15 protein-coding genes are annotated in these 22501 nt (G+C 38.7%); 6 read left to right on the plus strand and 9 right to left on the minus strand.

The annotated features are described in order from the left end of the window. Positions 1-27 precede the first annotated feature (27 nt). Both SJY45_RS19150 and SJY45_RS06590 read left to right on the plus strand, forming a co-directional pair. Positions 28-1971, plus strand: coding sequence for a cellulase N-terminal Ig-like domain-containing protein (locus tag SJY45_RS19150; protein WP_408068263.1), 1944 nt, complete (start codon positions 28-30; stop codon positions 1969-1971). 18 nt (positions 1972-1989) lie between these two features. Then, positions 1990-3138 carry a lactonase family protein gene (locus SJY45_RS06590; RefSeq protein WP_400073734.1) on the plus strand — a complete coding sequence of 383 codons (1149 nt, stop codon included), beginning with the start codon at positions 1990-1992 and terminating at the stop codon, positions 3136-3138. Between the two features lie 91 nt (positions 3139-3229). On the opposite strand, the gene SJY45_RS06595 is transcribed toward SJY45_RS06590, so the two are convergent. From SJY45_RS06595 to SJY45_RS06635, 9 genes are all read right to left on the minus strand, one after another. Continuing rightward, positions 3230-3646, minus strand: coding sequence for a GreA/GreB family elongation factor (locus SJY45_RS06595; RefSeq protein ID WP_215914132.1), 417 nt, complete (start codon positions 3644-3646; stop codon positions 3230-3232). An 11-nt stretch (positions 3647-3657) separates the two neighbouring features. Then, positions 3658-4950 carry a Glu/Leu/Phe/Val dehydrogenase gene (locus SJY45_RS06600; RefSeq protein WP_400073735.1) on the minus strand — a complete coding sequence of 431 codons (1293 nt, stop codon included), beginning with the start codon at positions 4948-4950 and terminating at the stop codon, positions 3658-3660. A 329-nt stretch (positions 4951-5279) separates the two neighbouring features. Then, positions 5280-5648 (minus strand): hypothetical protein, encoded by a 369-nt coding sequence (locus SJY45_RS06605; protein WP_246560540.1) that lies wholly within the window; start codon positions 5646-5648, stop codon positions 5280-5282. A gap of 24 nt (positions 5649-5672) precedes the next feature. Then, positions 5673-6083 carry a GreA/GreB family elongation factor gene (locus SJY45_RS06610; RefSeq protein ID WP_215439679.1) on the minus strand — a complete coding sequence of 137 codons (411 nt, stop codon included), beginning with the start codon at positions 6081-6083 and terminating at the stop codon, positions 5673-5675. Positions 6084-6278: 195 nt separating this feature from the next. After that, complete coding sequence (locus tag SJY45_RS06615) at positions 6279-7604, minus strand: sigma-54 dependent transcriptional regulator (RefSeq protein WP_303406358.1); 1326 nt, start codon at positions 7602-7604, stop codon at positions 6279-6281. Continuing rightward, positions 7604-8695 carry a sensor histidine kinase gene (locus SJY45_RS06620; RefSeq protein WP_215914130.1) on the minus strand — a complete coding sequence of 364 codons (1092 nt, stop codon included), beginning with the start codon at positions 8693-8695 and terminating at the stop codon, positions 7604-7606. The genes SJY45_RS06615 and SJY45_RS06620 overlap by 1 nt, the downstream gene beginning before the upstream one ends. A 216-nt stretch (positions 8696-8911) precedes the next feature. After that, a complete protein-coding gene (locus SJY45_RS06625; RefSeq protein ID WP_400073736.1) occupies positions 8912-10042 on the minus strand; it encodes a Gfo/Idh/MocA family protein in 1131 nt (376 codons plus the stop codon). Positions 10043-10054: 12 nt separating this feature from the next. Further along, the gene (locus SJY45_RS06630) at positions 10055-10912 is read right to left on the minus strand and encodes a sugar phosphate isomerase/epimerase (protein WP_215439673.1); all 858 of its coding nucleotides are present in this window, start codon (positions 10910-10912) and stop codon (positions 10055-10057) included. A gap of 18 nt (positions 10913-10930) precedes the next feature. Next, positions 10931-14437 (minus strand): PVC-type heme-binding CxxCH protein, encoded by a 3507-nt coding sequence (locus SJY45_RS06635; RefSeq protein ID WP_400073737.1) that lies wholly within the window; start codon positions 14435-14437, stop codon positions 10931-10933. Between the two features lie 151 nt (positions 14438-14588). On the opposite strand from SJY45_RS06635, the gene SJY45_RS06640 reads away from it, so the two are divergent. From SJY45_RS06640 to SJY45_RS06655, 4 genes are all read left to right on the plus strand, one after another. Beyond that, positions 14589-15446, plus strand: a complete 858-nt coding sequence (locus tag SJY45_RS06640) for an AraC family transcriptional regulator (protein WP_400073738.1) — start codon at positions 14589-14591, stop codon at positions 15444-15446. 163 nt (positions 15447-15609) lie between these two features. Continuing rightward, the gene (locus tag SJY45_RS06645; protein ID WP_400073739.1) at positions 15610-18267 is read left to right on the plus strand and encodes a PAS domain S-box protein; all 2658 of its coding nucleotides are present in this window, start codon (positions 15610-15612) and stop codon (positions 18265-18267) included. A 4-nt stretch (positions 18268-18271) separates the two neighbouring features. Next, positions 18272-18673, plus strand: coding sequence for a two-component system response regulator (locus tag SJY45_RS06650; RefSeq protein ID WP_215439666.1), 402 nt, complete (start codon positions 18272-18274; stop codon positions 18671-18673). A gap of 561 nt (positions 18674-19234) precedes the next feature. Next, positions 19235-22438, plus strand: a complete 3204-nt coding sequence (locus SJY45_RS06655; RefSeq protein ID WP_400073740.1) for a SusC/RagA family TonB-linked outer membrane protein — start codon at positions 19235-19237, stop codon at positions 22436-22438. Positions 22439-22501 lie beyond the last annotated feature (63 nt).

Raw genomic sequence — 22501 nt, forward strand, 5'->3', positions numbered from 1 at the left:
TTCCTAATACAAGTAATAAAAAGACTGATGAAAAGAATACTGTTAGCTGCCTTATTATGTGCCTCTACCTATTGTACCGCACAAGAAACGACCTCTGATTTAAAAAAGTATGAACCTTATGTCAACCAATTGGGTTATAATTTAGGGGAGTCCAAACGTTTTGTTTGCTATGGCGCTGAAAATGGCACTCCGTTTCAATTAATTAACACTGCTACATCCAAAGTTGTTTTTGAAGGCGAAATGCTGAATAATGAAGGGTGGTTTTCAGGATTTAATCCTACAGGCTCAAATGTAGAATATGTGATTAAAGTTGATGGTCACGGCAGTTCAGTTCCTTTTTTAGTGGCCGATCATCTTATGGAAACGGCTTCTTCAAAACTAGCATACGATTTTTTTGTAGACGCCAGAGGGTTTTCCAATTTGGAAACCTATGATATGGCTGCCGTATACGGTGGTGGTCCAACCCGCGATGGTGGAGCATACGGACTAGAAACTATCTTTGAAATATTACAATACGCCAGTAATCCCGCCCTTTTTGATAATTGGAAAACGGAATTAGGTGACAAGAAAGTGGCGGATCTTATAGACCTTATTCTTTGGCATGCCGAATTTGCCTATAAATACGTGGACTATAACGGCCCCGTAAAAACCCGTCACGGTACTTTGGGTTACCAAGGGCAACCGAGAATGACCTATGACTATTGGAATACTTTAGACCAATTGGCAGCGGTTTGTGCGGCCTACCATTCCTTTTTAAAACCGTATCTGGCGGAAGATACCTATCAAAAATACAGAAAAGTCTGTTTGGACAATTGGGAAGCCTATGACCGGCACAAGGTTGTGCGTTTTTGGACGTATAGTACTAAATGGGTAGATGAAGGTTTTCAGGAGTTTAATGAAATGGGCAATGCCTACGGGCAGTCGGTCTTTCGTAATCTGTTCATGTACGAGACCGAAAGACATGAAAAGAACGGTTCTCCTGAAAAGTTCCTAAAATATGCACAATCCGGTGCTTCTGATATTATTAGGAACTGGGACTTTAACAATCCTCGCCATATGTGGTGGATTAGAAATGCCGAACATATTACTCCACAGGCATTGTCTTTCTTTTTATTACTGGCCCCTGATAAAGCCCCTGACGGTACCCAGGAAAAATTGGAAGCTTGGACCCTACACATGAAACAAAAAAGCAATAATTTCTGGAAATACCGCAAACATAGCGAAACGGAATGGGCACACCCCAAAACCAAGGAATTAGGTGGCGCACCTGCCCTAGGCGGTTCTATGTTCGCTATAGCCCATCTATTGAAAGACCCTGAATTACGAGCATTGGGTTGGGCCCAAACCGATTTTGTTTTTGGAGTAAACCCGGTAGGAACACACCTGAGCAATAAAAGCGAAGCGCGTGTAAAAATAGACGGGTATTGGAGTGGTGTTGAAAAAGGTTGGCCACAGTCCCACCCACATGGTTATGGAGAATTAGGCAAAGTTAGAGGCACATTGGATGGTTCCCCTCTGGATAGTCAATTTCCTATTGCAGAAAAAGTTGAGGCCATTGAGGGAAAAAACGAAGGACGGGTATTTGGTAAGAATGCCTATGCAACCGAGGGCTGGGGAATTTCTAACAGGGGTTGGCAAGCCACTCTAACCTTTTCAACATTAGGCAGCCATAAACTTAAAGTTTTTGATGGTAATTTTAATAAGGAAATCTCATCTGTAGAACCTGGTCAAACCATTACCATACAACTAAATGCCGCCTTAAATATTGATAGAAATGCCATAGATAAAGGTTGGGTACTCTTGAAAAAAGGTGAGAAAGTTGAAAAAATTCAGCTTACGGAAACCGATGTAAATACCGGGAAATTCACTTCTACATTCAAAATACCAAAAAACACACAAGTAAAATTTTTAGAGCTATCTTACGGTTTCTTAGGTTTTGAAAAGAAATTAAAATTAGAAGTAAAGCAGTAAACCAACCTAAATTTTAACATGAAACATTTTTCTAATTATATCGTATTTTTTATCCTCGTAACCACATTGGTATCATGCAAGAACGAACCTAAAAAAACTACGATGAAAGAGGTTGGGCAAGAGGTTGAAAAAAACAATCTGAAGCTATTGGTAGGTACTCACGCAAGTGAAGACGAGCAAGGCATCTATCAATTAGAATTTAATACGGTGACTGGGGAATTGACAAACTTAGAGCATTTGGTAAAAGAGGACAACTCTGGTTATTTATACCTTTCAAAAGATGATAAAAGAGTATATTCTTCAAACGGAACAAAACCGGGAAGTGTATCTGCATTTGAATGGAACGACAAGGGTACTGAATTGAGCAAAGTCTCTAACTTTTCCAGCGAAGGCGATGGCGCCTGTTACATTGAACTAAGTCCTAATGAAGACTTGCTTGCCGCTGCCAATTATGGCTCTGGAGGTATAGTAATGTACAGCGTGGATCAAGATGGAAAAATAATTGGTGAGCCTACTCCTCGCCAACATGAGGGCAACGGGCCCCACAAAAATCAAAAATCGCCTCACGCACATTGTGTGAAGTTTAGCAAGGATGGAAATTTTCTTTATGCCGTAGATTTAGGAATAGATAAAATATTGGCCTACCCCATTAGTAATAACACACTGGAAAGAGAACATATTGCGCTGCAATTAGACCCAGGAGACGGCCCGCGTCACCTCATCTTTCACCCTACAAAAAACAGGGTTTTTATTATAAACGAATTGTTTAGTTCCGTTGTCTCTGCCGATGTTGACCCCAAAACGGGAACATTCAAGAAAATTGATAAGAAAAGCACACTGCCCGAAGATTTTGATGGATTTAATGCGTGTGCCGATATTCACCTAAGCAATGATGGTAAATTCTTGTACGCCAGTAATAGAGGCCATAATAGTATAGCTGTTTTTTCCGTATCGGATAATGGTATGATGAATTTGTTGGGTACGGAATCCGTTCAGGGAGATTGGCCTAGAAACTTTACTTTATCACCGGATAGTAATTTTCTACTTGTAGCCAATAGAAAAACAGATAACATTACGGTATTTAAAAGAAATGCCAACACTGGGCTTTTATCCTTTACAGGCCATACTGTAGACTTACCACAACCTGTCTGCTTAAAGTTTAGATAGCTTGTCCCCCCTTCTGGACTTTTAAAAAGTAAAAAAATTGCCGTGAATTTACATTGCCAGAAGGAGAGGACCGAATTAGCTATCTATAAAATTATATACTGTCTATATTAATGTACTTATGCTCTTGCTCTACGCGTTCAATTAGCATGCGCTGCTCACCCGCGGGAAAATCCCAAATTAGGGTATCGCCTTGAGCATATCCTATTACGGCCGCGCCCATAGGGGTCAAAATGGAAATTCTATTACTGTTCACATCACTTTCCGTGGGTATGACCAGTTTAAACTTTTTACGCCATCCATTTTCAGAAACAATGGTAATAGTGGTGTTAAACCGGATAACATCTTCCGGCATTTCTGCCTCATCATGTATTTGAGCCGATTCTAGTTCACCTACCAGTTTCTCTACAGATCTACGTAAAGTTTTATCCTTATAGTAGCCCGAAAGGTTCATAAACCTTTTCAACAGCACATATTCTTTCTTTTCTATAACCAAGCCGCCGTATTTCATTTCAACTTTTTTTATGGAAAAATTCCTCTTTGCACATAAGTTTCTTCAAGTCTTTCTATTGCTATAATAAATGCCGCCGAACGCATATCAACCTTTCTCTTGGCAGAAGTTTCTATCACTTTGGTGAAAGACTCTTTTAATTTTTTCTCCAGTTTTTCCAGAACTTCTTCCAATTGCCAGATTTCACCGTTTCGGTTTTGCAGCCATTCAAAATAACTTCCTATTACCCCACCGGAATTACAAAGAATATCCGGTAAAATGGTAACTCCTTTTTTCAGAAGAATTTCTTCAGCTTCAACATCGGTAGGTCCGTTTGCACCTTCAGCAATTAGATATGCCTTTATTTTGGGGGCATTGGCCGCAGTAATTACGTTACCCAATGCAGCTGGAATACATATGTCGCAATCCAGACCAAAGAAATCCGCATTATCCAATTTCTCAGCACTGGCAAAACCCGTAACACTGCCCTTGTTTGCCTGAGTATAAGCTAACAGGTCCTCTACGAAAATGCCATCCTCATTTACTATGCTTCCGTATGCATCCTGTACGGCAACCATTGAGGCTCCTTCTTTCTCAAGAAAATATGCTGCCCAATAGCCCACGTTACCAAAGCCTTGAACAATAAAACGTTTATCCTTTAAATCTATCTTTTTGTTCTCTGCCCAAAACTTAATATTGAGAAAAACCCCGTAACCCGTTGCCCTATCACGACCTTGAGAACCTCCGGCGCCTATGGGCTTACCAGTAACAACGTGCAGATTGGTAGACCTTTCTGCAGGAGATTTGGTAGACATATAAGTATCTAATATCCAAGCCATGGTTTGCGGATTGGTATTCACATCTGGAGCGGGAATATCCAACTCCGGGCCAATATTATCGCCCAATGCATAGGTAAACCTACGGGTTATACGCTGTAGTTCTTCATTGGAATATTTGGTAGGGTCTAGCTGTATACCACCCTTGGCTCCACCATAAGGCAGACCGGCCAAAGAAGTCTTCCAGGTCATCCACATGGCCAAAGCCCGTGCGGCATCTATATCTACTGTTGGGTGATAACGCAGACCACCTTTATATGGACCTAGAGAATTATTGTGTTGTACTCTATAGCCCGTAAATATTTCAACCTCACCGTTATCCATTCTTACAGGAAAATGAACTACAAGTTCGTTATTGGTTACTTCTAATATCTTTCTGATATTATCGTTTAAACCAATGATGTCCGCAGCATTATCAAACTGCCGCATGACATTTGAGAGCATACCTTGCTTAATAGCTTTTTTCTGCTCAGGAGTTTTTACAATCATAGATTTATACTTAAAACAAGACCTTAGTGGTCCTTCTTTTTCTAATTATTTGTTTTGAAAGCGGTTTTCTCCGTGTTAATCGGGTTTTCCTAATTGGCTTTTCATCAAAAAAATGAACATATTCACTGCAAGAACTTATAGAATTCTTATTCGTAGTAATTACACATTTACTCAGGTAACTACATGTACTGCAAATACTTCTGCTATACCCATTCATCTTATAATTTGATTGAAAATTTTAAGTATAAAATCTACCCGATATTCCTGAAAATTCAACAAAAACACTCAGGTGCGGACAATCGGGTAGATATAGATAACCAACTATCAAACTAATTCATGACCAATTCACCGGTTGCCAGTGCATTGCTTATATCTGCCGAAACAACGGTGTGGCTTCCAAAGAAACGACCACCGTCCTTACGCTTAATTTTTATTTTAGTAGAACCGTCTTTATTACTTTCTACAGAAGTAACTACTACCCTATCTCCCTTTAAAGCTTTGTAATTTGCCAAGCCTCCTCTTTTTATAATAAAATTGGCCCTTGGAAAATCTATATGTTTATAGGCTCTAGTTTCTGGAGTTCCTATTTCAAGGACATCTCCAATTTGAACATCCGAAGTTTGTATCTTAACCTCATCTTGGGCGTGTAACAAACTTGCCGAAAACAATAACGCAAATGCAAATTTCTTCATCATCATATATATATTTAAGTTAAACATTATTTATACTTCTACACTTTTGGCCCGCATCTCTTCTACCCTAGTTATTGTAAGGGAAATTCTATCGGCAGGCGGACCGTAGGTTATAATATCGCCCACAGATCGTCCAACGACCAAAGCACCCATAGTGCTCGTGACCGATATTTTTTGATTTGGGATATCCTCATACTTATGAGGTACCAATTGAAAAGTATATTCTATGTTGGATACGCTTGATACGGAAACCATGGAGTTGAGCCTAACCACATCCTGTGGCATATCTGCAGTATCAAAAACTAAAGCCGTTTTTAAATTTATATCCAAAGTTTCCAAAGCATCTTGATGCGTATAGTCAACCAAGTACAGATTGGAATTGAGGTATTTTTTCAATACCGTACAATCATTCTTTTCCAATACCAGGCTACCGTATTTCATCTGTTTTACTTTTCAATTATACCATCTATAACTGATGGTTTCATCTAAATGCAAAACACATGCCTATCAGAAGAAAACAATTACAAAAAACACTAAAAACACCTGTAAATCAGAAGATTAAAATTTTAAGTGATTTTATTTCGAACAAAAAAAGTGGGTAATAATTCCTCGATTGGGTAGATTTACCCCGGCTAGTTACTTTAATTTTTCACGTAAGGTCTTGCGGTCTATTTGAAGAATTTCTGCCGCTTTGGTCTTGTTTCCTTGAGTATGAAGGAGCACACGCTGTACGTATTCCTTTTCCATTTCGCGCAAGGGTTTGAGCTCATCATCCGGGAAATCTATTTGATATTTTAATCCTTCGGGAAGGTCTTTAAGGGTAATAGTTCCATCGCACATGATTACCGCACGCTGAATAATATTTTCCAACTCCCTAATATTGCCGGGCCAGTGATACCGTTTTAGAACCTCTAGAACATCCGGAGAAATTTTCAATAGTCGGTCTTTGTACTCTACCCCATACTTGAACAAAAACTTATCTACGAGCAAGGGAATATCACTTTTTCTATTTCTTAGTGGTGGCACTTCTATCTCTACCACGGTAAGCCTGTAATAAAGATCTTCTCTAAACCTATTTTCTTTAATGTCTATCTGTAGATCGGCATTGGTAGCCGCTATTATCCGGATATCTACTTTCTCACTTTTTCTAGAACCCACTTTTGTAATTTCCCGTTCCTGTAAAGCCCGTAACAGTTTGGTCTGGACCGTAAGTGGCGCAGTACCAATTTCATCCAAGAAAAGAGTACCTCCTTCTGCAGCCTGAAAAAAACCGGTACGGTTATCATTGGCACCCGTAAAAGCACCTTTTACATAACCAAAAAGCTCTGCCTCGAGTAAATTTTCCGGAATAGCTCCACAATTGACCGCCACAAATGGGGCCTTGTTAAATTTCCCGGAATAATGAATGGCCCGTGCCACCAACTCTTTACCCGTACCGCTCTCTCCTTTTACCAGTACAGTGGCCTTATTGTCCTTTACCCTCTCTATGACATCCGTAATTTTATGAAAGGCCTCTGATTCGCCTATCATTTCATTATGTATAGTTTTATTGGCAAGGGATGTTTTAGGTTTCACCGGTTTGCGACTTTTACCATGTTCAAAAGCCTTGTCTACCGCCTGTCTAAGTTCTTCCTTGGTAAAGGGTTTGGTCAAATAATCCGTAGCTCCGGATTTAATGACCTCTAAAGCTCCATCTACAGAAGGGTAACCCGTAATAACCAGCTTTGGGATTTCCGGATAGTGCTCATCCGTAAATTTCAATAATTGTAACCCATCTACCTCAGGCATTTGAATATCCGTTATCAACAGATCAATAAATGTATCCTTAAGAACATAGAGCGCCTCCTTTACCGAAACCGCCTTATAGGTATGATAATCCATAGACTGAAGATGACGCTGCAGCAGCTCTAAGATATTGATGTCATCGTCTACCAATAAAATGTTCTCTTTTCTAAGCATTATTACAATTTAGGGAAATCCAGAATAAAAATTGTTCCTTTTGGGGTGTTGGGCTTATGTTCAATAGTACCTTTATGACTGCTAATAATTCCGTGAACTACACTGAGGCCAAGCCCAGAACCTTCACCCAATGGCTTGGTAGTGAAAAAAGGTTCGAAAATTTTATCATCGATTTTTGGGTCTATACCTTCTCCCTCATCTGAAATGGAAATTCGTATTTTCTTTCCTTTTTCAACAATGGAAACCTCTACCGTACCTTTTACCGGAGAGTAATATATAGCATTCATCACCAAATTGAACAAAACTTGGGTTATTTGAATCTTATCTGCACGCAACCGAATATCATCCGACCCAAACTTTTTTACTAGTTTAATATTCTTTGAACGCAAGGAGGGTGTCAACAATTTTAGGGTGCTCTCTATAATGGGGTTTAGCTCTAAGGGTTGCATTTCCCTTGGCATCTCGCAAGCAAAAAACATTAATTTTTTTACTATTTCCCTACTAAATATAGTGTTCTCCACAATTTTATCTAGATCCCGTAACGCACCTGCATCCTTTACCCTATCCTTCAGAAGCTCTGTAAAGCCCAAAATATTGGCCAAAGGAGTATTAAGTTCATGGGCAATTCCCGCAGTTATCTCGCCTAGAATATGAAGTCTGTCGGTTCGTTCCATTTGGCGTTTTACTTCCGCCTCACTATCTCGTATTTGCTTTCTTTCCAACAAGTTTCCTATGGCAATGGCCACGTTATTGAGCAGGTCTTTTTCTTCCTCTAGAAAATCCGCATAAAAATACCGGTCCTCCGGGTATCCTACATTTATATATCCGCTAACCTTATTAAAAACTTTTATATCAGAATGCATCAAGGTCATAGTATCCCTATAGCCCTCCGTTTCAATAAGGTAATCCCCCAGACTTAAATGAACTTCGCTTACCTCATCAAACTGCCATGCATTTTTCAGACAATAAACAATAGCCTCCAGCGAAGTTTCCAGTTGGTCAAAGTCCGTATTACCAATGATAGAAGTTACCTCATAGAGGCATGTCAGTTCTTTTATCCGTTCTTTTAACTTGTCCTTAACTGTAGTAGCCATAATCCCAAAATAATCTATTTACAAAGATCATATTTATAAGACACTTCTGTCCATTTTTTTAAAATTCTTATCCGAAATACACAAACACCAATTTACATAAATCTAATAATCTTATTTAAACACATGGTCTTAAACTTAGAATCTCAGACAAATAAAAAAGTTGAGACCGTACAGATGGGGGCGGTCTCAACTAAAAAACAAATTGGTTGTTGGTGTTTACTCTTCAAATGTAAAATTAGGCAGTTTCATAAGCTCGCCTCCTTTTAAGGCGGACTCATGGGCCAGTATGCCTACACAAGTAATATTGGCCGATTGTCTTGCATTGGGGTAAGGCGACTTCCATTCAGTTAGGGCGTTTACGAACTCATGTACCAAATGCGGATGTGAACCTCCATGACCCGCACCTTGGGTAAAGCTAAGATGCTGATGTTCTTCCGAGTCATAAACACCTTGCGTGGTAAAATGCCGTATTTCCTCTGGTAACAACTTTGCAAAATCCGGACTTTGAATTTCTTCGGGAATTTCGGGCTCCGGTTTTTTAGCGGTATGAACCACCAAAGGTTTTCCTTCGATAAGCGGCCACTCTACGGATTTTTTTGAGCCGTACACTTCAAAACTCTCTCTGTATTGTCTGGCCACATCAAAAAGGGAGCGGTACACCTGAGCGCTCAAATCTGAATTTCTGAATTTGATATGGGTTGTTTCTACCGCAAACGGCGAGTTGTAATGTGGTATTAATTCTTCTCTGATTGTACCGGAGCCAAAACACGATACATATTCGGCCTCACCCCTTGTGAGTGCCAAAACAGGACCCACGCAATGTGTTGCATAGTGCATAGGAGGTAAACCAGGCCAATAGTTGGGCCAACCGTCCATATCTTGCTGATGGCTAGCCTTTAGGAACTGTACCTTACCTAAATCGCCATTTTTATAAAGCTCTTTCATATACAAGAACTCTCGGGCATACACTACGGTTTCCATCATCATATAGGTAAGACCACTTTCTTCTGTCAGGCGAACAATTTCCTCGCATTCCTCAATTGTAGTGGCCATGGGTACGGTACAGGCTACATGTTTCCCTGCTTTTAGGGCCAAGATAGATTGCCTGCCATGGTCAGGAATGGGTGTGTTGATATGAACCGCATCAATCTCCGAATCGCTCAAAAGTTCTTCATAAGAAGTATACCTTTTTTCGATGTGAAATGTATCTGCCAACTGATTAAGTTTTGCTTCATTTCGTTGGCATAAAGCAACAAGATTGGCATTGGGGTGTTTTTGATAGATAGGAATGAATTCGGCCCCAAAACCAAGTCCGATAAGGGCTATGTTTATTTTTTGTGTACTCATACTAATGTTATTTTATGCAAATGTTTTCTTTAAAAATTGAATGCCCTCAGAGGCAAATTGGTCCTGATTATCAGCAAGAGTTTTCCATATACAGACCGCTCCGGCAAGTTCCTCTATTTCTGGGGTAAAACTTTCTATGACCATAGACCCTTTGTAATCAATATCTTCCAATCCTTTCCTAAAATCCGACCATGGAGTGAGTCCCGTTCCTGGAATACCCCGGTGATTTTCCGATACCTGAACATGTATCAATTTATCCCCAACTAATTGTATGGCTTCTCTAATATTCTGTTCTTCTATGGTCATATGAAATCCGTCTAACAAAACCTTAGCATTTGGCTGATTAATATCATTTATTAATCGCATTACATCCTTTGACGTATTTATCAAATCGGATTCAAACCTATTTAAAGGTTCTAAGGCTACGGACAACCCATTTGCTTTAGCCATTTCACAGACACGTTGCAAATTGTTTACTGCCCTATCCCACTCTATTTTACGTTGTTCTTGGGAGACCATACGTGCCTTACCCACCGCCGAATACATTGGCCCTGCCAAAAACTCCGTTTCCAATAAGTTACAAAGCTCAAAGCAATCAGTTACGTACGTGAAACAATTCTCATGTAAAGCAACATCATCTGATGTTAAATCTTTTGTAGGTCCAAATGCACCGCAGACCGTTGCCTTAAGTCCGTTATCATCCAACGCTTTTTTCACCAGTTTTCCATCTATTTTAGAAGGAATCTCAACAGGTATCTCCACTACATCAAAACCCATTTCTTTTATTTTAGGAAAGAGGGTTATTGATTCCGAAGTAAAAGGCGATTGCCACAACCAAGTACTTACCCCAAATTCTATGCTATTGTTCACGTATTTATTTTTAAGAAATTATAAGTTAGGGACTACCTTCATAATGCCTTTCATAATGCGCCAATGCCCCGGAAATGTGCATATAAAGGGATATTCACCAGGTTCGTTTGGAGCGGTAAATTTTAAAATTACCGTCTGTTCTGGGTCAACCAACGTTGTGGCAAAAAGCACTTCGTCCATTTTAGGCACATAATTCTGTTTGGCTCCGTCAGGGTCTGCAGCAAGTTTGTCAGAAGCCAATCCTACTTTCTCCATCGCCCCCTGTTTTACGATTACCAAGTTATGCTGCATAAAATCTATGTTTTCCAATACTAGTTCTACGGATTCTCCGGCCGGCACTATAAATTCCGACAGGTCATATTTCATTTCATTCTTGACCGTGCGCATCCGTACCACCAATCGCTTCCCGTTTTCTGAAGAATTATTTTCTACATCATCAATCTTATCACGATAGGCTTCGGCAAAAACTTGTGCTATACTGGAATTCGCAAACACTTCATCTGTACTTTTGAACAGGTTTTTTTCAACTTCGTACCTCCATTTTCCGGAGAGCGATATTTTGTTGTTTCCGTATTGCAAAAACATTTTATTTTCATCGCCATAAATTCCACCGCCACCTCCGGTATCTTCTACACGAATGGATACGCGGTTCACACCTTTTTTTAAGATGCCTTTGGGTACTTTATATACACGGTCCTTATCATAGCTCTGTTCGGTAGCCCCAACTTTAAGTCCGTTTATATATACCACATCAGAATCGTCTATTGGGCCTAGAGAAATGGTTCCCGAAAGGTTTGATACATTCTTGGAAATACTAAATTGTTTACTGAACCATACGATACCATCTATTTCAAGTCCAGCGTCTTCTATAAATTGCGGAAGCTCCATAGTTTCCCAATTAGAATCGTCATAGTTTACATCAAATCGATCTAGTTGTTCAATATTAGCATCCACCACCGGTTTAACCATTTCTATATGTTGCATAAACCCTTTAGGGTGCACACTGGCAGCAGCGTAGAGTGCTTTTGAAAGCCAAATATCGTCTACGATTTCTTGGGCACTACTCATTCCATACAACATACTGCCAATTTCCTTGGAGCTTGGTCTTTCGGAAAAATAGAGCAATGCCGCCAAACGAACTTTGGGGTCTTCATCATTCAAAAGGTCTTCTTTCAAAATAGCCTTATCTGTACGGACAGATTTAGGCGCTATTTGTATAGCCGCCCTTCGTACCGATGGAGCGGGGTGCCCAAGAGCATCCATAATTACATTATATGTTTCAGGGTTGGATTCCAAAGTACCTAACCCTTCCAAAGTCCAAAGGGCATGCAAAGCCGCTGGATTCATTCCTAGCTCATCTACTTCTGTTTTGGAAACCAGATTAACAAGGGATTTTACCACATCACGGTCTGCACGTTCTACCAATAAGCGTTGTGCGGTCATTCGCCAGAACATATTGCTATGGGAAAGGGCCCTTACCAGTTCTTCCGGTTTGCCCTTATCCAAAGTCATTTTTTGTTTGCTCTTGCTATTTTTTGAAACGACCCTATAAATACGGCCTCTGGACTTATCCCTAAGTGGATTTTCATACGCATTTCCTTTTCCGTTTACCGCATCGTAACCGCCTCTTTCTTCATTAGGTGTTGGGTTATGCTGAATAATAAAATTGTACCAGTCCAAAACCCATACGGCTCCGTCCGGACCAACCTTTGCTTCCACAGGAGATACCCATTCATCTGAACTGGCCAAAAGGTTTCCACCATCGGTTTCTTCATAGCCGGCCCCTTTTTCATGTATTCTGGCCATGTGGACCAGACCACCGGTAGGTTCGCAGACAAACGCAATCTTATTAAAAAACGATTTTGGAAAATCCCGTGCTGTATAAAAGTGATGTCCTGCAGCAGCGGTGAACCCCCCAAAGACATCTACCTGTCTAATGTTTTTAGTTATGGGCCGTATATCATAATGACCATCTATTTTAACGCTTCCATTTAGCGGAATACCTTCTACACCTTTTAAGTTTTTATCCGGAATACCTAAATACACACTATGCGTATTGTTTGCCGTAGAAGCAAAAAGAGCGTTGTCTTCGGTAATACCCAACCCCCAGGTATTATTACTGGTCCTTGTTAAAAACTCAAATGTTTTCTTTTTAGGTGCAAAGCGATACATTCCCTGAGAAAACTGATGTTCCTCACCATATATTGAACCCTTAAACCCTGAATAACCTACCACTCCATATACCTTATTATCAATTCCGTTTTGAAGGTTAGAAGGGCCTGCATGGGTATCAAAAGTGCCCCATCCATCAATTATAATTTCTCTTATATCGGCTTTATCATCGCCATCAGTATCTCTTAAAAACAAAAAATGGGGCGCTTGGGAAACTATTATTCCACCATTATAAAAAGTAAAACTAGTGGGTATATTCAGCTTATCCGCAAAAACGGTAACCTTATCCGCGCGACCATCACCATTGGTATCTTCCAGAATTTTTATTCGATCATCTCCTTCTCCTTTATCATCACGAACAGTGTTTGGGTAATCTACAGTTTCAATAACCCAAAGCCTTCCTTTCTCATCCCAATTTGCCGCTATAGGATTTAAAATATCAGGCTCAGAAGCAAACAACTGAAGTTCAAAACCTGGCGGAACTTGAATAAGTTTTGCAGATTCTTCAGGCGCGAGCGGCAGTTGGTATTTTAAAGGAGAGTCTCTTTTCTCATAATTGGGAATATTATCTCTTTCCTCATATTTCAATTCCGGTATTTCTTTTACAAATGCGGCCCAATTCTGTTTGGCCCGATTACTTACCGCCCAAAGAATTCCTTCCTTTAAAAGCTTATGGAATTTAGGATTCTCCCAAGTGCGTTCATCATGGCCAAGGGCCGTATAAAAAACCTTTCCTTCTCCATATTGCTTTACCCAGGTATACGGTTCACGTTGGTTGCCTTCTACACGCTCCATTAAAACGGTAATGTCTTTGGCTATTTTATCATGAACATAAGTTTCATCCCAAGTTTCAAATTCCTCAGTATTTTTAATAGCTGGATGGGTAGAATCTATAACGGTTGCCGTAAATGTTCCCGTCTCGTGTGTAGCGAACTGGGCACCTACCAAATCTATATATTCCTCTGAATTTTTAAAACAAAAACTTGCCGAATGAATAGGTATAAATCCTTTGCCTTGTTCCACAAAATCTAACAAGGCCTCTTCTTGATCGGCAGTAATCTGTTCATGATTGGCATAGATAATTAGACCATCATAAAGACTCAAGTTTTCAGTATTAATATCGCTTACATCTTCCGTATACGTAATGTTGATTGCATCTTTGGCCAATGCCGAAGCTAAAATAGGCATATAGGCCCTGGAATTATGATTATCCTTATCATGGCCCAAAAACAGTAATTCCAATCGTCTAGGCTTATCATCCAATAGATTTTTTTCTTCACTTTTGGTCTGGCAAGAAACCATTAAAAGATTCAATGCCAGAAAGCTAAAAAACAATTTTATCTCAGTTTTCATAATGTTGGATATAAGTACACCCCAATTTTATGAAATAAATGAAGATATGGTAGACTGTCTATTGTCAGATGCCGACTGTATTATGTCATCATATGTATATTTATCACATTTTAGTGATAAATTAGTATCTATAACATCATAAATACGTTTTATGAAAACTGCCCTTAAAAAATCTCCAATACCTAAAACACATGCTTTTGTGGTACAACAACTTAACCAACCTATTTTTGACCCTAATTGGCATTTTCATCCAGAATACCAATTATTTATGGTCTTAAAAGGGCAAGGTACCCGCTTTATTGGGGATCATGTAAAACAATTCTATGTGGGTGATATAACATTTACAGGACCAAACCTTCCCCACCTGTGGAAAAGTGATACGGAAGACTCCGGAAAAAGAGCCGAAGGTATTGTGGTTTATTTTGATTACGATTTTATAGGCGAATCCTTGTTGCAAAAAGAAGAGTACATTAGACTAAGACATCTCTTTAAAAAGAGTTTACGTGGTTTTGATGTGATTGGAAAAACTGCGACCATAGTTGGAAAAAAACTAAAGGAACTACCCGATTTACAAGGTTTTGATGCCGTTTTAGGATTACTCCATATTTTAAACCTTCTTTCCAAAACCGAAGATTTAAAAGTTTTGGCAAGTTCTGGATATACCAATACTCTAAGAGAAGGTGATACAGAGCGTATGAACATGGTTTATGCCCATGTAATGAAACATTTTACCCGTAAAATTCCAATAACGGAGATGGCCGGACTAACCAATATGACCACATCATCTTTTAGCAGGTATTTTAAGACCCATGCCAATAAAACATTTTCGGAATTTGTAAGCGAAATTCGTATCGGACACGCATGCAAGCTACTTATTGATAAGAAAATGAACGCCTCACAAGCATGTTACCAAAGCGGGTTTAGAACATTGTCTAACTTTAACAGACAATTTAAAGCTGCAACCAACTGTACGCCCACTGCCTATAAAGAAAGCTATAAAATGAAATAAGTTTAAAATAGCACTCACATTATTTCACAATTCAGTACCAATACCTCCTTATAGGACATTTATTTCAGCTCCTACATCCGTTTAGTTAAAAAAATATAAAACCCTTTAAAACATCAGTAAATAATTCTTATCTTGAAAGTATATTCCTATAAACTGACCAAGTTTGAAACAAGCAACCAAAAAATCAAAAAAAAATATACCCTACCACGAAATTTTTGTTGAACAAGCACCCACTGCTATTGCGATGTTGGACAAGAATATGCGTTTCCTTGCCGTCTCCAATTGCTGGATCAAAGAATATAAACTAGAGGGAATTGAAATTATAGGTAGGTGTTACTTTGATATTTTCCCACATTTGAGCGAGGATTCTAAAGACTTGTACCAACAGTGTCTAAAAAATGCCATTAACATATACGATGAAACACCATTTACACGAAAAGATGGTACCGTACAATGGCTGTATTGGGATATACACCCTTGGTATGAATCAAAAAACCAAGTAGGAGGTCTCTTTATTCATACTATTGATATTACTCCCAATAAAGAGAGTGAATTAAAAGTAGCTAGGACACTAGATATTTTTACACAAACAAAAGAGGTTGCAAAAATAGGGACTTGGGAAATTAGTATAGCTACAAAAAAAGTTTTCTGGAGTAGAATAACCAGAGAAATACATGAAGTTTTACCGGGGTACCAACCTGTTTTAGAAGAGGCTATCAGCTTTTTTGAAGAGAAAAAAAGCCGTCCTATCCTAAGGGCCAAAGTTAACGATGTTATTGAAAATGGTATACCATTTGACTTTGATTTTGAATTAATTACTGCTAAAAACAACCTCCGTTGGGTACGGGTCATAGGAAAACCTGAAATCATAGATGGAAAAATCATTAATGTCATTGGCCTAGTTCAGGATATAAGTGACGTAAAATTCTCTAAACTACAGCTGAACATTGCCCATGCACAATTGAGAGCTATCTACAACTCAGAGTCTATTTCTATATTTTCTACAGACAGTAACGGAATAATAAATCATTTTAATAAAGGAGCCGAAAAACTTCTAGGCTATACGGAAAAAGAAATGAAGGGCAAAAGAGAACCAACTCATTTTCTGTTTCCAGAAGAGGTGATCGCATTTAGAAAAGACCTTGCCCTTACTTACAAAAAGAACCCTGACAACTTCAGTCACTATAAAGATTTAGAATATGAAAACGTAAACGATACTAGGGAGTGGAGGTATATCTGTAAAGATGGTTCTGTAGTACCTGTTCAATGCACAGTATCCTCTGTTAAAAATGACCAAGGAAAAAATACTGGCTTTATTGTAGTTTCAACAGACATATCCGATTTAAAAAAATATCAAAACGAACTTCTTGCCAAAAATCAGCTGCTCAATTTTGCCGAACAAATGACATTAATGGGACATTGGCGGCGTAATTTTATTACGAACAAAGGGTATTGGTCCAAAAGTTTACATAGAATTTTTGAAAGCGATAAAGATATCTCAGATTTTAATCAAAAAAAATTTGAAAGTCTCATACATCCTGATGATAGACAAATGATTTTCGATCATATGGAAGAAACATTGAAAACAAAATTGTTCAAGAGTTTCTCACATAGAATTATTACCCCTTCTGGAAAAATTAAAACCATTCATGTAATGGGTAAGGTTATAACTAATGAAAAAGATGAAATTTTAGAGATTATTGGTACAACTCAAGATGTAACCGAACTTAAAATGGCCGAAAAGAAATTTAAAGGCCTGTTAGAGTCCGCACCGGATGCCATGATAATAATAGATGAGCAGGGTTCCATTCAACTAGTTAATAAACAAACCGAAAGTTTGTTTCAATATTCATCTAAAGAATTGGTAAACGCTTCCGTAGAACCTTTAATACCATGTATCCTTGCATCTGTTAAAGCTGCTAAATTTTCAATCAATAACAACACAAGACAAGTTGGTATCATAGAAGAGCTTTTCGCGATAAATAAAACAGGTAAAAAAATACCTATTCAGATAAATATGGCTCCATTACAGTGGGAGGAAGGAATTTTAGTTTCTCTGGCTATACGAGACATTACCAAGCAAAAAGCAGCGGAAAGGAAACTCATTAAAGCCAAGGAAAACCTAGAGGGTTTTGCAAAAAAATTAACGGAGCAGAACAAACAACTTGCAGATTTTACCCATATTACTTCTCACAACTTACGATCGCCGGTAAGCAACCTCAACTCACTTTTAGATATCTACAAAACCACGGATAGTGAAACCTTACGTTTAAGTTTATTTGAAAAATTTGAAACAGTAATAAATCACCTCACTTTAACACTAAATACACTTGTTGAAGCGTTAAAAACAAAAAGCGAACCTTCTAGTGAAGATATTCAAGATATTTTATTTGAAGACATGCTGAATATAACTAAAGATGTTTTGGCCGGTCAAATTCTAAAATCGGGTATTACCATTACATCCAATTTCACAAAATGTCCTAAGATTGAGTATCACAGAATCTATTTAGAAAGTATTTTTTTAAACCTGATCAGTAATGCTATTAAGTATAGGTCTGAAAAACGAAAACCAGAAATAGAAATAGAATCAATGTGCCAAGATGGTAAAATAATGCTGAAATTTAAAGATAATGGCCTAGGCATTGACTTGGAACAGCATGGACATAAATTATTTGGCCTAAATAAAGTTTTCCATAGGCATCCAGATGCCAAAGGTGTTGGTTTATTTTTAACCAAATCTCAAATAGAGGCTATGGGCGGTACTATTTACGCAACCAGTAAAGTAGATCAGGGTACTACTTTTATTATAAACTTTAACTGACAGAATGAAAAATGCACCTAAAATCTGTATTATAGATGACGATTACATTTACCGCTATACAGTGGTTAAAAAAATGGAGACCATGCACTTGTCCGTAAGCACACTGGCTTTTGAAGATGGGGAAATGGCTTTGTCGTTTATACAGGAAAACCTTGATACAAACTCGGAGCTGCCCGATGTTATATTTTTGGATATTGATATGCCGGTTATGGACGGTTTTCAGTTTTTAAAAGAATATTCAAAAATTGAAAATCAGTTAAAGAAGAAAATCAACATATACATGATATCTTCCTCCTTAGACCCCGTAGACATTGATAGAGCCCAACGCATAAACTCTATACTGGACTATTTTGTAAAACCCATTAAGACAGAACAATTAGAATCTGTGTTTTTAAGTCTAAAATAAAACCTCTTCATTTTAGACCTGCCCTAACAACTTTATTTTTCTATCCCATTAAGACCTATTGAGTATTACTTTTTGCCGCAAGTAATACTGTTAGCTTCATTTGAACAGATATATAGATGACACCCCCTATGTAACATAGCCTTGCTCTATGTGACTCTTTATATTTTCTAAAATCAAGAGTTCTTCTTTTTAAGATTCAACTGATAATCATTCTGTTGAGTTTTTTCCCACAATTGGGACTTTCTTCATTATAAACTCAATTTTTGCGCATTTTTGACAACAAAACCTTAAAAATGGTAAAATAGTGCAATAGCCAGTTAAATTTCGCAAATATCCCCCCTCCTTTTTATGGTTCTTTTGTAAAAACTAAATGAATATTATCAATTTCATATACCAACCAAACAAAAATGACCCAATTCCAAAACTCTATAAAAACACAATTTAACTGACCAAAAAAAGGAGAGTGCGCCAACACCCTCCTTCGGAATTTCATGCTAGGCATGAAGTAAAGTAATACCCCATTGACCCTGGGGCATGTTTAACTCTAACTAATTCAAATTTATGAAAATTAAATGGTTCACTGATGCGGGTTGCCCAGGCAGCTCCATCAAAAGATTATTCGTTCTTAAGTTCGTGATAATCTTAGCTGTAACGATTCCAATCCAATCACATGCATTTACGACAGATAAGGAGTCGTCTTTAAAAAATAACCTTGAAACCCAACCCGTTCAGCGCACCGTAACAGGTACAGTATCGGACGCAATGGGACCACTTGCCGGTGTTACTATTCTTGTAAAAGGTAGTACAAACGGTACTTCTACAGATTTTGACGGTAATTATAGTATTGAAGTTGATGACGATCAAGCTATACTTATATTTTCATACATAGGGTACTCTTCAAAGGAAATTCCAGTTGGGGGACAATCTGAAATTAACGTCACCCTAGAAGAGGATGCGGCCAAACTTGATGAAGTAGTCGTACTTGGTTATACAACCAGAAAAAAAGGAGAACTTACAGGGTCTGTTAGTACTGTAAGTTCTGAACAGATCGCCAAGGCCGGTAACAAAGATTTGGCCAAATCACTTTCTGGTACTGTACCGGGATTAATTATAGCTGATAGAGGTGGTTTGCCCGGATCTACCAACGATGATGATCTAACCCTTCTTATTAGAGGTAAATCTACTCTAGGAAACAATTCCCCTTTAATATTGATTGACGGGATAACAGCAAGCACATTTTCGCATTTGGCTCCGCAGGACATAGAGTCCCTGACTGTACTAAAAGATGGTGCTGCTGCTATTTACGGTGCAAGAGCTGCTAACGGTGTTATTTTGATCACTACAAAAAGAGGTAAATCCGGTAAGCCTAGTATTAATTTGAGCTCTTCTTACAATGTTTCCAAATTTTCTGTCGCTCCAAACTTAATGTCTTCGCAGCAGTATGCCATTTACAATAATGAAATAGCTCAGAGAAATGGAACACCACTACCCTATACCGCTGAGCAGATTCAAAACTACGCTTCAGGAAACGACCCTATTAATTTCCCAAATACGGATTGGGCCGATCTTACTTTCGCAAAATCCTCACCGGAATCCCGTAATTCGGTTTCCATTTCTGGAGGTAGCGACAATGTAAAATATTTTGTAAGTGGCGATTTTATTAGCCAAACCGGTATGTACAAATCCGGCGACCTGAACTTCAAGCAAAAGCAGGTACGGTCTAATATCGACATTAATCTAACTGACAACTTCAAAATTGGAGTAGATCTCTCTGGTAGATTTGGAGACAGAAACGAACCCGGAGCCAGTGTAGGTGAAATATATAGCCGTATCAATACAAATGAACCAACAGAAGTTGGAATTTACCCTAACGGTTTACCTGGGTGGGGTGGTGAAAACGGAGCTAACCCTTACGTAATGGCTACACAACAGTCAGGTTTTTCAAAACAAACGGATAACGAGCTTCGCGGAAGATTCTCCTATGACTGGAACCTAGACAATTTTATTTCAGGACTTAGCTTAAAAGGTTTTGCAGGTGTAAGACGAATGAGCAATGATATTAAAGCCTGGTACACTCCATGGACCGTTTATACCTATCAAGAAAGTACGGACGACTATACTCCTTCGCAAGGTTTTGCCCAAGGGCAAGGAAGCCAGAGAACGCTTCGTGAAAGCTTTTGGAAGTTTGATGAACTACTTTTAAATTCTACACTTCACTACTCAAAGAGTTTGGGAGACAATCATTCCATTAGCAGTTTCGTAGGTGTTGAGCAGGCTACTTCCAATCAACGCTCTTTTTGGGCCGAAAGAAGAGGTTTTCCTACTTCTGAACACAGTGAACTTTTTGCAGGAAGCGACGAGGGGCAACAATCTTACGGAGAATCTCAGGAATGGGCACGTGTTAATTATTTTGGTTCGTTTTCATATGATTTTAAGAAAAAATATTTCTTGGACCTCACCATACGTCACGATGGTTCCAGCAACTTTGGCCCCGGAAAACGGTTTGGTACGTTCCCTGGTGTTGCCGCTTCATGGGCCATCAACAAAGAATCGTTTCTTGAAAATGTAGAATGGCTAAATGCTTTAAAAATAAGAGCTTCTTGGGCAAAAATGGGTAATGACCGTATTGCACCCTTCCAATATTTAACACGCTATAATTATGGTGGGCCAACAAACAACGCTCAGCCCAATTATGCCATATTTGGTACTCCTGGTGTAAGCTACAATGGTTATACCAGCGCCAATGTCCCTAACCAAGATATAACTTGGGAAACAGCGTATATGAAAAATATTGGTTTGAATTTCACCTTGTTCGATAACAAACTTTCTGGTGATATTAACTACTTCTACCAAAACAGAGAGGATATTTTGGTTACCCGTGCCGCGGCCATTCCAGATGCAGCCGGTATAACCCTTCCTGCTGAAAACATTGGAAAAGTAGACAACTTTGGTTGGGAGGTAGAACTAAGTTGGAGAGATAAAATAGGAGAAAACTTAAGTTATAACCTTGGGGCAAACTTTACCCAAGCAAAAAATGAAGTCGTATTCTTGGCCGAAGCAGCAGACGTACCTGAATGGAGAAAAAGAGAGGGTCATTCATTGGATTCTTACATTACCTATCCAACGGCCGGTATTTTCAGAGACCAAGCTCAGGTTGATGCCACCGAGGTAAAACTAGATGGTACCGTTGAAGGTGAACCTATTTATTTAGATACCGATGGAAATGGCGAAATTAACGCCAATGACCGTGTACGTGCTTACTCTTCTAATGTTCCTGAAATTCAGTTTGGTTTCTTTGGAGGTTTCAATTACAAAGATTTTGACTTTAGTTTCTTGTTTCAAGGGCAGGCCGAAGCTGAAATGTTGATTTTCTTTGAGCGTCCTGGCGCTAGACCTGATTTTCTATTTGATCAAAGGTGGACTCCAGAAAACCGAAATGCAAGATACCCTAGAGCTTATGCCACGGGAGACAAATTTAGCGGTAACCAAAGTGGAAGTTCCGAAAATTTTGAAGGTGCGGACTTCTGGTTGCATGATGCGTCATTTGTTAGATTAAAACAATTGGAATTGGGCTATACTTTCCATAAAGAAGACATTAAACTAGGGGACTTAAAGCTATTTGTACGAGGTTATAATATGTTGACTTTATTCTCTGATGTTGCTGATTTAGGTTTGGATCCTGAAGCTAATGGATACTATGATTTTAGAGAGAGTACGTATCCATCACTACAGACCTACACTTTGGGCCTTAACCTGAGTTTTTAATTTGTAATGAAAATAACAAAGTTCACATATGCTTGTAACGCTAACGAACAATAACAAAAAACT

The organism is Zobellia russellii, assembly GCF_044597075.1.
GTDB lineage: Bacteria > Bacteroidota > Bacteroidia > Flavobacteriales > Flavobacteriaceae > Zobellia > Zobellia russellii.

Excerpts from the sequence above, each read along its gene's own strand:
- SJY45_RS19150 (WP_408068263.1), top strand. The coding sequence starts at position 28 with ATGAAAAGAATACTGTTAGCTGCCTTATTATGTGCCTCTACCTATTGT.
- SJY45_RS06590 (WP_400073734.1), top strand. The coding sequence starts at position 1,990 with ATGAAACATTTTTCTAATTATATCGTATTTTTTATCCTCGTAACCACA.
- SJY45_RS06595 (WP_215914132.1), bottom strand. The coding sequence starts at position 3,646 with ATGAAATACGGCGGCTTGGTTATAGAAAAGAAAGAATATGTGCTGTTG.
- SJY45_RS06600 (WP_400073735.1), bottom strand. The coding sequence starts at position 4,950 with ATGATTGTAAAAACTCCTGAGCAGAAAAAAGCTATTAAGCAAGGTATG.
- SJY45_RS06605 (WP_246560540.1), bottom strand. The coding sequence starts at position 5,648 with ATGATGATGAAGAAATTTGCATTTGCGTTATTGTTTTCGGCAAGTTTG.
- SJY45_RS06610 (WP_215439679.1), bottom strand. The coding sequence starts at position 6,083 with ATGAAATACGGTAGCCTGGTATTGGAAAAGAATGATTGTACGGTATTG.
- SJY45_RS06620 (WP_215914130.1), bottom strand. The coding sequence starts at position 8,695 with ATGGCTACTACAGTTAAGGACAAGTTAAAAGAACGGATAAAAGAACTG.
- SJY45_RS06625 (WP_400073736.1), bottom strand. The coding sequence starts at position 10,042 with ATGAGTACACAAAAAATAAACATAGCCCTTATCGGACTTGGTTTTGGG.
- SJY45_RS06635 (WP_400073737.1), bottom strand. The coding sequence starts at position 14,437 with ATGAAAACTGAGATAAAATTGTTTTTTAGCTTTCTGGCATTGAATCTT.
- SJY45_RS06640 (WP_400073738.1), top strand. The coding sequence starts at position 14,589 with ATGAAAACTGCCCTTAAAAAATCTCCAATACCTAAAACACATGCTTTT.
- SJY45_RS06650 (WP_215439666.1), top strand. The coding sequence starts at position 18,272 with ATGAAAAATGCACCTAAAATCTGTATTATAGATGACGATTACATTTAC.
- SJY45_RS06655 (WP_400073740.1), top strand. The coding sequence starts at position 19,235 with ATGAAAATTAAATGGTTCACTGATGCGGGTTGCCCAGGCAGCTCCATC.